Annotated in this window: 12 protein-coding genes; 3 read left to right on the top strand and 9 right to left on the bottom strand. The window is 43.9% G+C overall.

Translation table 11 applies throughout. The annotated features are described in order from the left end of the window. Window positions 1-37: 37 nt before the first annotated feature. From OCU50_RS04010 to yoaA, 4 genes are all read right to left on the bottom strand, one after another. Entirely contained in the window at window positions 38-598 is a 561-nt protein-coding gene (locus tag OCU50_RS04010) for a Slp family lipoprotein (protein ID WP_060468243.1), read from the bottom strand. 39 nt (window positions 599-637) lie between these two features. Next, window positions 638-943 (bottom strand): hypothetical protein, encoded by a 306-nt coding sequence (locus tag OCU50_RS04005; protein WP_017074520.1) that lies wholly within the window; start codon window positions 941-943, stop codon window positions 638-640. 133 nt (window positions 944-1,076) lie between these two features. Further along, on the bottom strand, window positions 1,077-1,778 hold the full coding sequence (gene tsaB, locus OCU50_RS04000; protein ID WP_060468244.1) for a tRNA (adenosine(37)-N6)-threonylcarbamoyltransferase complex dimerization subunit type 1 TsaB: 702 nt from the start codon (window positions 1,776-1,778) through the stop codon (window positions 1,077-1,079). Between the two features lie 59 nt (window positions 1,779-1,837). Beyond that, window positions 1,838-3,766, bottom strand: a complete 1,929-nt coding sequence (yoaA, locus tag OCU50_RS03995) for a DNA repair helicase YoaA (protein ID WP_060468245.1) — start codon at window positions 3,764-3,766, stop codon at window positions 1,838-1,840. Window positions 3,767-4,082: 316 nt separating this feature from the next. Between yoaA and purU the strand changes: the two genes are divergently transcribed. Then, window positions 4,083-4,916: a formyltetrahydrofolate deformylase gene (gene purU, locus OCU50_RS03990; protein WP_029626983.1), complete on the top strand. Its 834-nt coding sequence runs from the start codon at window positions 4,083-4,085 to the stop codon at window positions 4,914-4,916. A 96-nt stretch (window positions 4,917-5,012) separates the two neighbouring features. Here purU and OCU50_RS03985 read toward each other — a convergent pair whose 3' ends face one another. Continuing rightward, window positions 5,013-5,609, bottom strand: a complete 597-nt coding sequence (locus OCU50_RS03985) for a VOC family protein (protein ID WP_060468246.1) — start codon at window positions 5,607-5,609, stop codon at window positions 5,013-5,015. Between the two features lie 347 nt (window positions 5,610-5,956). On the opposite strand from OCU50_RS03985, the gene argS reads away from it, so the two are divergent. Together argS and OCU50_RS03975 are read left to right on the top strand one after the other, a co-directional pair. Next, window positions 5,957-7,690 carry an arginine--tRNA ligase gene (gene argS, locus OCU50_RS03980; protein ID WP_060468247.1) on the top strand — a complete coding sequence of 578 codons (1,734 nt, stop codon included), beginning with the start codon at window positions 5,957-5,959 and terminating at the stop codon, window positions 7,688-7,690. 110 nt (window positions 7,691-7,800) lie between these two features. Beyond that, window positions 7,801-8,229 carry an HIT family protein gene (locus tag OCU50_RS03975; RefSeq protein WP_060468248.1) on the top strand — a complete coding sequence of 143 codons (429 nt, stop codon included), beginning with the start codon at window positions 7,801-7,803 and terminating at the stop codon, window positions 8,227-8,229. A gap of 136 nt (window positions 8,230-8,365) precedes the next feature. Here OCU50_RS03975 and OCU50_RS03970 read toward each other — a convergent pair whose 3' ends face one another. From OCU50_RS03970 to OCU50_RS03955, 4 genes are all read right to left on the bottom strand, one after another. Next, entirely contained in the window at window positions 8,366-8,596 is a 231-nt protein-coding gene (locus OCU50_RS03970) for a FeoC-like transcriptional regulator (RefSeq protein ID WP_017630655.1), read from the bottom strand. Further along, complete coding sequence (gene feoB / locus OCU50_RS03965; RefSeq protein ID WP_060468249.1) at window positions 8,593-10,866, bottom strand: Fe(2+) transporter permease subunit FeoB; 2,274 nt, start codon at window positions 10,864-10,866, stop codon at window positions 8,593-8,595. The genes OCU50_RS03970 and feoB overlap by 4 nt, the downstream gene beginning before the upstream one ends. Continuing rightward, window positions 10,867-11,088 carry a FeoA family protein gene (locus tag OCU50_RS03960; RefSeq protein ID WP_008221191.1) on the bottom strand — a complete coding sequence of 74 codons (222 nt, stop codon included), beginning with the start codon at window positions 11,086-11,088 and terminating at the stop codon, window positions 10,867-10,869. 554 nt (window positions 11,089-11,642) lie between these two features. Next, window positions 11,643-14,993, bottom strand: a complete 3,351-nt coding sequence (locus OCU50_RS03955) for an AraC family transcriptional regulator (protein ID WP_060468250.1) — start codon at window positions 14,991-14,993, stop codon at window positions 11,643-11,645. Window positions 14,994-15,071 lie beyond the last annotated feature (78 nt).

The following is a 15,071-nucleotide window of genomic DNA, read 5'->3' as shown; positions in this document are numbered from 1 at the left end:
TTGCCCCTATAGTTGAGTTTGTCGAATGAAGGCTCGACTATTCCACATCTTGAATCACACGCCCGTGCTGAGGCATAGTTTGGAAGCTACGGCAATGTAGACTGCGACAAGAATAATACGTTGGTACAAAGTCGTTGATCACGACTCGCTCTGTGATTTTCCACAGTCGTTGGTTATATACATTCATCACTGGAAAGGTGTAAGGATAATCACCAATAATACCATCTTCCGTGCCATTTGATGTTCCCACTAAGGTCACTAAACGACCTTCCGCAAAACTCAATGGCTCAACATAACCATCGATATAAGCAACAAAACGGCCTTTGGGCTCAGCATCAATATCAGGCTTACCGCTGCTTGAGATCGGCATATTAACCACTTCAACTCGAGTCTTATCTTGTAAGTTTGTTACCTTGGCAATCACACCACCTAAACGAACATCACCAGCGTCTGGTACTGTGTTTACCCACTCTTGGTAATCGGTTACCACTTGTTCAGAGTTTGCATTCAGTTCTTCAGGTAGGGATGAGCACCCCATCACCATCAAAGAGAAGGCAACAAGGAAAAATAAGCGAGATTTAGACATGAGAGAAAACATAATGCTGATCCTTAGAACAGGAGAAATGAAAGCACAAAGCTATATATAAATGTCGACCCCAATAAGCTTCGCAAGTTCCTCTTTTTTAGCTTGATTCATCACATCCATATACTCCTCCATCGCACGGCGTCCACGCCCTTCTGGAAGATCATATTGAACCTGAGCTTTGTGAATCTCAGATTCTTTGACTTGGCGAATGGAATGCGAGACAGCATTCGCAACCTTAGTTGGCTGACCAACTGAGGTTTTTGCATCGCCTTTTTTTACCTCATTCTTTTTATTGGTTCGATTGGTTTTGGATGTATTGCCTATCGAAGAAGGAGGTAAGCCGTTTATTGAAACCATGCTTAAGGAATTTTGTACCTGAGTTTAATGATTCTTTATCTGTTTTAATTTTGGCTCTGTGAAATGAATGACAGAACCAAAACAAGGCGTGAAACAACACGCCTTAATTGTAGTTTACTCACAAACTAGCCGCTTATTCGCGACCTGGCAGTTTCTTCCACGTCACTTTGTCACGAAGATAAACTGGCTCAGACTCTTCAGCTGCAACCGCTTTGCCTTCTGCATAAGCAAATTGAGCAAGGAACGCCATATCTTGAGCTTCTGGGAATAGCACTTCACACGCTTTGGTGTTGATCGCTAGCGTATCCATATGTTCTGCGTACGCTTCCCAACCAGTGCCAACTTTTGCCCATGTTTCAGAGTCCGCTTCAAGCTGCGCAGCCAATTCGCTTGGTGGTGTGACACATTCAGCATCAACTGCCGTCCAACGACCGTCTTGTTCACGGCTATAACGAGCCCAGTACACTTCACTCATACGCGCATCAATCGCTGTTGCTACATGAGTTTCACCAAATTTACGGTAGCTGCCTTGCGCCATCGCTGTCAGTGTAGAGACACCGATCATTGGTAAATCCGCGCCAAAAGCCAAGCCTTGAGCAATGCCAATACCAATACGTACACCCGTGAAGCTGCCTGGGCCTTGACCAAACGCGATAGCATCAATATCGGTTAAAGCGACATTCGCTTCTTTCAGTACTTCATCAACCATAGGTAGAATTTTTTTCGTATGGTCTCGAGGAGCCTCTTCGCTACGTGCGAACACCTGGTCACCCATTACTAGTGCAACTGAACAGTTTTCAGTTGCGGTATCTACTGCAAGAATTTTCGCGCTCATTCGTGTCTCAAATATTCGTTATCTAATCTAAAAATAATGGCTAAACTCAACAATGCCAATTACTCAGCAGCGGTTGAATGGTCTTTAGCTAAGAATTCTTTAATGATCCCTAAGTCACGTGTACGAGGGATAGGCGGTAAACTCGCCAAAAATATGCCTCCGTAATCGCGAGTCACCAATCGGTTATCGCAAATAATCAAAGCGCCATTATCGCGCTTGTCACGTATCAATCGGCCGACACCTTGTTTCAAGGTAATCACTGCGTCTGGCAACTGCACTTGAGCAAAAGGATCACCCCCTTTTAGCTTACAGTCCTCGATTCGAGCCTTAAGTAAAGGGTCATCAGGGGCCGTAAAGGGCAATTTATCGATGATAACACAGCTTAATGCATCGCCCCTAACATCTATCCCTTCCCAGAAAGCGCCTGTCGCGACGAGCAATGCGTTACCTAATTCCATGAATTCGGCTAAGGTTTTTTGCTTGCTTGTCTCACCTTGCAATAGAACAGGAACCGAGAGGGTTTCTCGGAATCGCTCGCCCAACTCTTTCATCATGCTGTGTGAAGTACACAAGAAGAAACAGCGGCCTTGGTTTTGCTCGATCACCGGAGTCAGCATTCGAACCAACTTATCCGCCAAGCCCGGGCTATTCGGTTCAGGAAGATAACGAGGCACACACAAACGTGCCTGATTCGGATAATCAAATGGGCTCGGCAGTGAAAACTGAGCCGACGGCTTTAAGCCAAGTCGCGAGGTAAAATGGTCGAAATCATCCGACACCGCCAAGGTTGCAGAGGTGAATACCCAAGCGCCCGGTTTAAGTTCGATTTGCTCGTGGAATTTATCCGCTACCGAGAGTGGTGTGATGTGCAAAGCGAATTGCCTTGGTGTTGTGTCATACCAATAAGAGTATCCCGTAATCGACACATCGCACACACGTTCAATGCGTGACTTAATCATGTTTGCACGTTCGAAAGCGGTGTCTAACAGTTGGCTTCGACCCAATGCTAATTTCAATACATCAACGGCCAGTTGCAGCGCATCTTGTAGACGAACAAGTTCTCTGGCGATCGACTCCGATTTTAAGGCCTCACGCCAGTTACCACGAAAGCCCGTATCGCCCAAGACAATACGTAGATCGGCGGCAGACTGAACGAGCCGGTCCCCTACCTTTTGTAACTGACGCATGTCTTTGGCTTCAGTTCGGTAGGCGATCTCGATGTCTTTAGCGAGCTCATTGATCTGTCGGCTCGACACAGACTGACCAAAGTATTGGCTAGCAATATCGGGAAGCTGATGCGCTTCATCGAAGATAAACACATCGGCTTCAGGAATCAGTTCACCAAATCCGGTTTCTTTAATCGCTAAATCCGCTAGGAAAAGGTGGTGGTTTACGACGACCACATCGGAATCCATCGCTTTTTTACGCGCTTTCAGCACAAAGCAATCGGTGTAGCTTGGGCACTCTTTCCCTAAGCAGTTGTCATTGGTTGAGGTAATTGTAGGAATGATTGGGCTGTCTTCCGCGATATCATCACAATCCCCTAAGTCACCCGTTTGTGTCGCTGACGACCAACTACGAACTTTCACCAGTTGCGCTAACAGCGTTGGGTCGGTATGGGTACCATGACTCTCGATCATTTGACGACTCAGCCTGTCCAAACACAAATAGTTTGAACGTCCTTTGAGTAATGCAACCTGACCATAAAAACCAAGCGCATCGACCATTAATGGTAAATCGCGATGAAACAGCTGTTCTTGAAGGTTTTTAGACCCCGTACTAATAATGGTTTTCTTGCCACTAAGCAGCGCAGGCACTAAGTAAGCAAACGTTTTACCGGTACCTGTTCCCGCTTCAACAACTAATTGGCTCTGTTGCTGAATGGCCTGTAAAACGGCTTCAGCCATGTCCAACTGAGCTTGTCTTGGTTGAAACCCAGGGATTGCTTTGCCCAGAGCGCCATCAGCAGAAAACGTTTTAGATATCATAGAGTACGAGATTTAGAAAAATAGAAGGCGAATTATGGCAGGTTTAATGAGCTGGCGCGAATCAGAAATGACTGATCACAGGAGGAGTCTATCGAATAAAACATGGCAGGCTAAGCTCTTCTTACCAACCTAGCCCAAAACAAACAAAAGGGCTGTTGAACTACTTACGATTCAAATAACGAGATAACGCGGCAGAATTTGTTGAAACCAACTTGATAATAGATTAATTATAACGGTGATATTGCAGCTCAGTTCACCGTTCGACGGCCTGCATTTAATTTGAAAAATAAAAATATTTCATGGAAGTAAGATGCAAATGGAAAGAAAAACTTTACTAACACATTGTACTGATGCCCCTGGCCTCATCTCAAAAATCACCAACATTTGTTACAAGCACCAACTCAATATTGTCCACAACAATGAGTTCGTAGATAACACAAGTGGTCACTTTTTCATGCGTACTGAGCTAGAAGGGTATTTCAATGACGAAACCTTGCTAGCTGATTTAGACCAAGCGCTGCCAGAAAATGCGAAACGTAAACTAATGAGCTCTTCTCGCAAGCGTGTTGTGATACTTGTAACCAAAGAAGCGCACTGCCTTGGCGACATTCTAATGAAGAACTTCGATGGCAGTTTAGACGTAGAAATCGCAGCCGTTGTTGGCAACTATGACATTCTACAAAGCCTAACCGAACGTTTTGATATTCCTTACCACCATGTTGCTCACGAAGGACTAAACCGTGAAGAACATGAGAAAAAGATGCTGGAAGTGATTGACCAATATCAAGCTGATTACCTTGTATTGGCGAAGTACATGCGAGTGCTTACTCCGGGATTTGTTGAAAAGTACAACCACAAGATTATTAATATCCACCACAGCTTTTTACCTGCATTCATTGGTGCAAAACCATACCAGCAAGCGTATGAGCGCGGTGTAAAGATCATTGGTGCAACGGCACACTTCGTGACTAATGATTTGGACGAAGGCCCGATCATTAAGCAAGACGTTATCCCTGTCGATCACAACTTCAGCGCGAAAGACATGGCGCAAGCAGGTCGTGACGTAGAGAAGAATGTATTGAGTAAGGCGCTAAATAAGGTGATCAACGATCACGTGTTTGTTTACGGCAACAAGACTGTGATTCTGTAAGTCGCTTATTTAAGTACAACTTACCGTTAGAACCCATAAAAACGCGTAATAAGATTTCTCCATTACGCGTTTTTTGTATCTGATTATCAGGTGAGCTTAAGCTTGCTCTGATTCCACAATCTTCTTCAAAGAATGAGGGTGTAACTTGATGCAAACCCCTTGATGTTTAAATGCAACCGTCGGGTTATTCAAACGTTCACCTTCGCCTTTCGGGCTAGAGAGTTTGATCTTGATACCTTGGTCCGCCAAAGTTTCAAACTTTGCAGCGAACTGTGGGTAGGTTTCTTTAAGATCCGCTAAATATTCATCAGCCGTTTGCGCGTGAGAAGGAATCACGAATTCAACATGCTCCCAATCTTGGCTTGGGTAAATCTTACCTTCTGCTGGATATGGCAACTCTAAGCATTCAATGCTCCAGCCAAGACTTTGCAATGGATCATCGAAAGCCAACACCACAATAGGACGACCGTTGATCATCGCCTGTGAAATAGTAGAACCGTATTCAGACCATGCTTGATGTGCAGATTTCGCAAGTTCTGTTTCATTGATTCTTAGCGCAATATGATCCGCTTGAGCAAAGTTTAAGTCCAAACCCAGTATGTTGCCTAGGTTCTCAATTTTCGCCATAAACGTATCAAGGCGGGCAATCATTTGTTGTGGTTCTAGTTCGGCTTGTTTGAGGCTCATCATCATTGCCAGTATTTTTCAATTAATAGCTGCATGTTATCATTTTTGCTTTCTCCAACAAGCGTTGCTTTTGCAAAAAATACTCAATAAGTATGCTCATTCTATTCCTTAAACATTCAAATTCGACTTGGCAAAAGTTGTTTGTCAAAACCCCCTCATGAAATGTTAATTTTCTATCAATTCCACCTATAAGAAACCTCACAAAATTGGTATGATTAACGCCATTTCTATGAACTTAAACAGAGTCTGCTGCCAGTTTGGGCATTAAACCGTTAACTAGAAGCATAATTAACCAATTTAATGACCAAGAATTAACAGCCACTCTTATCATCCTTGAATTGAAGGAAACGCGTGTGAATATCCAAGCACTTATTAATGACAAAGTATCTCAGGCTCTAGAAGCCGCTGGCGCACCTGCAGGCTCTCCTGCTGCTGTTCGTCAATCTGCAAAACCACAATTTGGTGACTACCAAGCAAACGGCGTTATGGGCGTAGCTAAACGACTAGGCACTAACCCACGAGAATTTGCTCAAAAAGTATTGGACGTTCTAAACCTAGACGGTATCGCTTCTAAAGTTGAAATCGCCGGCCCTGGTTTCCTAAACATCTTCCTAGATGAAGCTTTCCTAGCAAAACAAGCAGACGCAGCATTAGCTGACTCTCGCCTTGGTGTTGCCGTTGCTGAAACGCAAACTATTGTTGCTGACTACTCGGCACCAAACGTAGCGAAAGAAATGCACGTTGGTCACCTACGTTCAACTATCATCGGTGATGCGGTTGTTCGTACTCTAGAATTCTTAGGCCACAACGTTATCCGTGCTAACCACATCGGTGACTGGGGTACTCAATTCGGTATGCTTATCGCAAACCTTGAGCGCGTTCAGGCTGAATCTGGTGAAGTTTCAATGGAACTTGCTGACCTTGAAGGCTTCTACCGTGAATCTAAAAAACTTTACGACGAAGACGAAGAGTTTGCACTTAAAGCACGTGGCTACGTAGTGAAACTGCAAAGCGGCGACGAGTTCTGCGCAGAGATGTGGAAGAAGCTAGTTGACGTTACTATGATTCAAAACCAACGCAACTACGATCGTCTAAACGTGTCTCTAACACGTGATAACGTAATGGGCGAAAGCATGTACAACAACATGCTTCCAACAATTGTTGCGGATTTGAAAGAGAAAGGGATTGCTCAAGAAGATGACGGCGCACAAGTTGTATTCCTAGACGAATACAAAAACAAAGATGGTGACCCAATGGGCGTTATCATCCAGAAGCGCGACGGCGGCTTCCTTTACACAACAACCGACATTGCTTGTGCTAAATACCGTTTTGAAGAACTAGGCGCAGACCGTGTGCTTTACTTCATCGACTCACGTCAACACCAGCACTTAATGCAAGCTTGGACTATCGTTCGTAAAGCAGGTTACATCCCTGAATCGGTTTCTCTTGAACACCACGCATTCGGCATGATGTTAGGTAAAGACGGTAAGCCATTCAAAACTCGTGCTGGTGGTACGGTTCGTCTTGCTGATCTTCTTGATGAAGCAGAAGGTCGTGCTGCACAACTGATCGAGTCTAAGAACCCAGAACTAGCAGAAGATGAGAAGAAAGCCATCGCGAACACGGTTGCGATGGCAGCGGTTAAGTACGCAGACCTTTCTAAGCACCGTACTACTGACTACGTGTTCGATTGGGACAACATGCTTGCGTTCGAAGGCAACACGGCACCATACATGCAGTACGCATACACTCGTGTTGCTTCTGTATTCGCTAAAGCTGGCGTTTCTATGGACTCTCTTGAAGGGACAATCAAAGTCACTGAAGAGAAAGAAAAAGCGCTTATCGCGAAACTTCTACAATTCGAAGAAGCCGTGCATTCTGTTGCTCGTGAAGGTCAACCACACATCATGTGTAGCTACCTGTTCGAACTTGCTGGTCAGTTCTCTAGCTTCTACGAAGCGTGCCCTATCCTTGTGGCTGAAGACGAGACAGTTAAACAGAGCCGCCTGAAGCTTGCTGCACTAACAGCGAAGACAATTAAGCAAGGTCTATCGCTTCTAGGTATCGACACGCTAGAGCGCATGTAAGCGATTCGAGATTCGAGATTCGAGAAAATTAGAAAGGTTGGCGTGAAAGCGCCAACCTTTTGTTTTATCTGACGTATACTGATTCAAACTATATGAATGGGAAGACAACAATGAGCTTTGAACTTCACCCACAGTTAGCAAAAGACACCACGCTTATCGGCGAATTTCCACTGAGCTTAGCACTGCTAAGCAAAGACAGCGCCGTACCTTGGGTTATCTTGGTACCAAAACGTGCCAACCTAAAAGAGCTGCACCACTTACCAATGAAAGAACAACAGCAGTTCTTGCATGAATCTCAGGCGGTAAGCCAAGCACTAGAAGCCACATTCCAACCAGACAAACTCAACCTAGGCGCGCTAGGTAATATGGTGCCTCAACTGCACATTCATCATATCGCACGCTTCAAAGAAGACATCGCGTGGCCAGGCCCTGTATGGGGTAACACCAAAGGCGAACAACGCAGTGAAGAAGATCAAGCCGCTATTCTGACTCGTATTCAAAACGTGCTGTCACTGAGCTCTATCTTCAAGAAAGCGTAATTCGAGTTCATCTCATTACGCTTTAAAGTAAGACAATTCAGGAAAGACAAATGACAAAAAGCCGCTCATCAAAAAATAAGTGAGCGGCCTTTTTATTGTCTAATCTCGCCGTTTCAACGAGAGTATAAAACCAAAACTACATCATCACATTAAGCGACAGGCCATCTTGCTTGCTGATTGTGTAGCGAATGCGCGTTGTATGGCCATGCTTGTTAGTATCGACCAAGCGAGAAATTTTCCCTTTCTTGACCCACACACCTAGCATCGCATCGACGCCATCTTCACTCATTCCAAACTTTGCAGCGAGTTCTTTACGAGCCGCGACACCTTGGCTGTCTATGTATTGATGAAGTTCAGTTAAGATCATACGACTTGCACCTCTAGCGCCTTCTGCTTGTTACCAATTTTCTTGAACACGCGATATGTCACCACAAAGCCACCAGCAATTACCACCATCCACACAGCACTTGTCACTGGGTGCGCAGCAAAGTTTGCCGCTTGGTAATAGAAGGTCGCCCCAAAGTAGCCAAGCGCCATTGTCCAAACTGCAATGAAGCGTGCAAACGTCTGGCCGAACTCACGTACATAAGCACCCATTGCAGCAACACAAGGTGTGTAAAGCAGGATAAGAATCAAGTAAGCGAATGCCGCATGGCCGGAAACAAACTTGTTTTTCAGGTTACCAAAGATAGATGAATCAACTTCTTGATCTTCAGCCACTGAGCCAGAGTCTGATAAGTCACCCACTTCAATACCTAGTGGATCTGAGTAGCTCAAACCAGACAGGTTTTCAGGAATCGTCATCACCGCTTCTTGCAAGCTTGCTGCTAAATCAAATTCAGCTGCTTCTTCATCAGAAGGCGTTGTGTATAGGCTGTTTAATGTACCTACAACGGCTTCTTTTGCGAAAATACCTGTAATAATACCAACCGTCGCAGGCCAGTTTTCTTCAGTAATACCAATGGGTTGGAACACAGGAGTCACTACTTGTGCCGCTTTAGACAACACAGAGTTCTCGCTGTCTTCATTACCAAAGCTGCCGTCCATACCTAGCGAGTTCAAGAAGCTCAGGATTGCCACAACCATTACAATTGTTTTACCTGCACCAAGTACGAAACGCTTCAGTTTTTGCCACGTTTTAAGCATTACGTTCTGCACTGTCGGCAATTCGTAATCTGGCATTTCCATTACTAAGCTATCGCTGCTACCTGGGTAGATGGTGTTCTTGAGGAACAGACCCGTAAACACAGAAGCTACAATACCCATGATGTACAGAGCGAATACCACGTTTTGTCCAGCACCTGGGAAGAATGCCGCTGCGAACAGTGCGTATACAGGAAGACGAGCACCACATGACATAAACGGCGCCATTGATGCAGCAAGTTTACGTTCGCGCTCTTGGTCAAGTGTACGAGTTGCCATGATTGAAGGCACGTTACAACCAAAACCAAGCACCAGTGGTACAAACGCTTTGCCCGGCAGACCAATCTTCTGCATCACTTTATCAAGTACAAATGCCGCACGAGCCATGTAGCCTGAGCTTTCAAGCACTGCTAAGAACAAGTAAAGAGCTGCAATAACCGGAATGAAGGTCGCAACGGTTTGAATACCACCACCGATACCATCAGCCAATACAGTGACTAGCCAAACAGGCAAGTAACCATCTAATAGGTGATGACCGCCATCAACCAAAATAGCTCCAACACCGATATCAAAGAAGTCGATAAACGCACTACCGATATTGATAGAGAACATGAACATCAAGTACATGATCACAAAGAAGAAAGGAATACCGACCCATTTGTTCAGAATGAATTGGTCTGCTTTTTCTGTGAAGTTGCGGCTTAGCTTGCCTTCGCTACGACGCACTCGTTTACAAAGGTCATGTAAGAATGTGTATTTCGCGTCAGCGACTGCAAGGTCGATATCAAAGTCAGCACCAAGACGTACGCCATCAATTTGAGTACGAGTTTGAGGAGCCAGTCCATTCAATACCAAGTAATCATTTTCTAAAGCACGAATTGCCAGAGCTCGGTGAGAAACATCAGCATCATCAAATTGTGATTCAACAGAAGGGATAAGCGCTTCTAATGCTGCGTCGTAATCAATAGAGATCGGATCAAGGCTCACACCTTGAACAAGCAATTTATGTAGGCGTTCTTTAAAGCGAACCACTTGGCCTTTGTCGTTTGCAGACAAGCTTAATACTGGACAACCAAGCTCTTTCTCAAGCGCTTTAAGGTTAATCGTCTGGCGCTCGCGCTTTAGTACATCCATTTTGTTCAATACAACGATCATTGGTCTTCCCAACTCTCGCAGCTGTAATGTCATGTATAAGCTTCGTTCCAGACAGCTTGCATCTACCACATTAATGATTACGTCCGCTGGATGAGTAAGAACCGCGCGAGATGCAATCGACTCATCGATGCTGTTCGCGTCATTACCACTGTCTAGCGCATAGATACCTGGTAAGTCGGTAAGCTGGAACTGATCACCAGCGTGCGAATATACACCTGTCTTTTTCTCTACAGTTACACCAACCCAGTTACCAACGTGCTGCTTGGCACCAGTCAATGCATTAAATAATGTTGTTTTACCACTATTCGGGTTACCAACGGTGAGAACTTGATAATCCATTTAGATAACCTCGATTTGTTCTGCGATGCTTTCACGAATGGCAATTGAAACCCCTCTCACTTCAACTTGAAGCGGATCCCCCATAGGTGCACGGCGAATCAGAGTCACCTCGGTTTTCGGCAACATACCCATGACCATAAGTTTTTTTCTAACTTCTGGTGTTAAACCGGTTAGCGCAACAATAGAAGCCGCTTTGCCTTGCTCTAGTTGTGAGAGTTTCATAAGTACCCAATCTGTGACTGATAATGAGAAATATTGTTATTAGCGTCATAATACACATGCATGACCACAATTCTATTGTGTAAAATCAAAGTTTTCGGAAATACATACTCGTAAATTTCGTTAAAACCGTTTACGTCAAAAACGTTATTTTCAACAGTTATCGAGGTCTTTCCTATGGCTATCAATCATAAAAACACCAAACAAGTACATATATATCAACAAGTTACAACATTGTCGTATTTATCACAGATATCTGGCGTTAATTTTATAAGTAAAATAAGTAGCAAACCGTATAGTTACTCCATCGAAGAGAAACTCCTTCTCTTTAATTTTATTCCAGAGGTGATGTGGTTTTCCATATCACTCCGGCAGCAAGCGAAGGTGCCCTTGGCACCCGTGGTATAGTCCCCCGGCTATACCACGATATTTTTTTTCGTTTCCAATCTCTCTATCCACAAAAACATTGAATACTTCTAGCCCCCATATCTCATAAAAAAGCCCCAACACTAATGTCGAGGCTCCTGTATATTTATCTATTTTTGCGCCGCAACTGATCAATCTTCGTTATTTTCCGCAAACTTAGACGGAGACATACCAAAATGGTGCTTAAACCGCTGGCTGAAATAGGAAGGGTCATTGAAGCCTGAGTCAAAAGCGACGTCTGATACCTTTTCTCCGGCCAATAACCTTTCACACGCATGCTCCAGACGAACCTCGTTAAGGTGTTCTTTAAATGTTTTATCATAGGCAGATTTGAAGCGCCGTTGTAAGCTTCTCTCAGACATAAACAGGTATTTAGCAGCAGTTGCAGTACCAAACTCCGCATCGGCATAGTGCTCACTAACAAGCTGAGACACTTTATTTTGCCACTCTTGTTCTGCGCTAAGTTTCTGTTGCTCAGGCGTTGAGGTTGCATGTTTGATGGTTTCAATTCTCTCAATCGTACTTGCTTCGAGCCTGTCTAACACTTGAAACTCGATAGGCCACGAAAGCTGAATCTTATTCTGAGAGTCAGAGACAAAAACGTTAAGTTGACCACCGCTTTGATTCATCAATAACGGTAATTTATCGATATTAATATCTGTTGGCTTTCCATTGCTCTCATTTATCGATGAAGCTAATTTGGGGAAAGGCATGCCATGATCGCGAATGGTAACGACTAAATGCTCTTCCACCTCTTCTACTAAGACCAACATGCTCTGCGATTTAAAATTTCTCTTAATGATGCTCGCAACTAGGCTGTTAAAAATGATATCCAGATTGAAATACAGCAACGACACATGTCTGTACTTAGTTTCAACTTTAACATCGAGCTCAATACCTGTTTTTGCCAACTCACTTTTCCACGCTTTAAGCACAGATTCCAAAACTAAGATCACATCGCAACAAACAGTCCCCGATTCTTCTTGGCTATTACTAAGTTGAGCAAGCCCGTTTTTCAATGCCAGGATTGGTGACCGACCTAGGTCATCATTCCAACTAGGAAGCAGCGCAGCAACATGGCTGACTTCATCGGAAAGCTCTTTCGCTGTATGAGATACTAAAACATTTTTAACCAACAGCTGTTTTTTAAGTTGTTGATTGGTTGTCAACAAGATGCGACTTTGGTGCCTCATTTGGTCCGTTTTTAATGCGACTTGCGCTTTTAGGTGTCTGTTGGCAAAAGTGACATAGCGCGAGCGCCAAAAAACGAGAACAGTAACCAAGCCGATTAATATAATAAAAGAGCTCGCTACAGCCCAGCGACTCAAGTACCAAGGCTCTGCAATTGAAAAGCTTTGGGTAGTAGACACAAATCGATAGTGAGAGTCCTGCACTGGTTTAACTTCAAGTGTGTAATCACCAGGAAGTAAATGATCCAATGTTAATAGCCCCCCCTCAAATTCGCTCCAAGGTTCATCGTCGTTCAGTCGATATTCCATAGCGGGTGCAAATGATGCAGGTAAAATACCAAGCTTAAAACTAATGGATGAACCGTAAGGCATTTCCTCTAAATCAACCGCTTTTCCGCCAAGTGATACGGTTTGTTGATTGACACTTATCTTACTAAGCAATGCTCGGCTATGAGGAGTTGTTGATACCAATAGCTCATTAGACAATGCACTCACTACACCATACTTAGAGCCCAAGACCAGTCTGGATGATTGACTTTCTTCACTATAAAACACCGTGCAAGCGCCAACTGACAACTCATTATTAATTAAACCAAATGGAGAGCCGATGTGTTTATACAATTGCCCATCGAGTCCATAGTAGCTAATACCTTTTGAGGACCCTAACCAAATACCATCATCGTCACTAATCAAGCAATTAGGGCTAATGTTATCTTCAATGAGAGCAACCTCTTCGATGACGTTGGTATCATAAGGAATTCGGTATACGCCGTAACTACTAGCAAACCACTGCGACCCATCTTTGGCTTTCTCGATATCAAGCACTTTGCCAAATCGTTCACTTGAACGGCTAAAACTGATTCTTTTATCAACAAAGGAATAAAAACCGTGATCCGTGCCGATATAAATGCTGTCTTTTAAGCCTATATCGAGAGCCGTTATTTTCGCCGGCAAAAACTTATCAACTAACCAATCTGCTCCATAAGATGTCAGTTCCATTGCCTCAATAGATAAAGAATAAAGGTTTTGCCCAGAACTCATCCAAAGAACTTGGTTTGCCTGAAGTGCAAAGTTTTCGACGTGTACGCCCACGATTGCTCTTGGTAAATCTAGAGGTCTAGGCTTTAAGGTATTAGTATCAAAGCTAATTATTCCCTCTTCGGTCGCAAGCCAAATAGAGGAGGAAAACATCTCAATATCTTGAACTGGTTTGGGATAAACACGAATCGGACGTTCATCGCTATCAGAGTCGGCTAAATACAGCCCCATTGAAGACGCAATCCAAGACCTACGGTCATTAACTGGCAATACCTTATTTATCACGACATTACTAGAATGCATGTCAATCTCATCTAATGGCGTTCTGGAGAACGTCTTGCTGAACAATGAGAAGTACCGAATCCCATTATTCGTCGCGATCCACATTCCACCAGCGTGGTCGTTTACCAGCGAATATATTTTCTCGCCTGGTAACGAAAAACCTTGATTGGTCGATTGTGCAAATCGTGTAATTTTACCCGTAATAAAATTATAGCTAATAAGTCCATGTTCCGTGCCTATCCAATATTGGTCAGGCGTTTCAGCAAAAGAGAGGACATGCGACCCACGAACCCAAGTCTCTTTATTTGAATTAGTGAGATCGACAATCACTGCACCATTTAATGTACCAATCACGAGCTCTCGTCTTGCCTTCGAGAAATAAACCGTCTCAATATGGTTCTTCTCTGATGCTTTGACATGAGTAAACTCTTGGTCCTCTGAAAGGTAAACACCTGCGTTTGTCGCTAACACCCACTTCGACAGCACCTTTTCAGCGTCATTAATTACAATGTCACTACTGTTGTTATATCGATATAACTTGAGCAGTGAATAGGTATCAAATTCTAAAGACTGGGTGTTGTAAGTATAAAAATTACTGCCATCTGTCACCCATATAAAATCACCAGATGATCCGATATTCGCGATCTCAGAACCAGGGCTGAGACTAAATACAAGCTCATTGCCAATACCTGGGCTATGTCGATACACCTCATTATCGAAAAAAGTCCAAAATTCATCATTAAGAAACGCGACCCTTTCTGAGGAGAATTGCAAAAGGCTACCCTTTCTAGGAAACAGGGTTCGACCATCATAAAAAAGTATTTTTCCATGTACATCATGAAGCCAGAGCCCACCTCCGGCACCCAGGTATAGCTTTTTAGCCGCAAGAAAGTTCCCTTGCGCTTGAACGGGCAAAGGGTAGAAAACAGAGGATGATGTATTTACCGCAAGAACGCTAAATGAAATGCTCATTAATATGAACATTTTGAAGATAATTCGATACAACTTTAAATCCTGAACAGAAAAAACACATGAAAATTTGTGTGCCCA

The sequence above is a fragment of the Vibrio toranzoniae genome (assembly GCF_024347655.1).
GTDB classification, from domain to species: Bacteria; Pseudomonadota; Gammaproteobacteria; order Enterobacterales; family Vibrionaceae; genus Vibrio; species Vibrio toranzoniae.
This window is presented reverse-complemented; position numbering and strand designations above follow the sequence as displayed.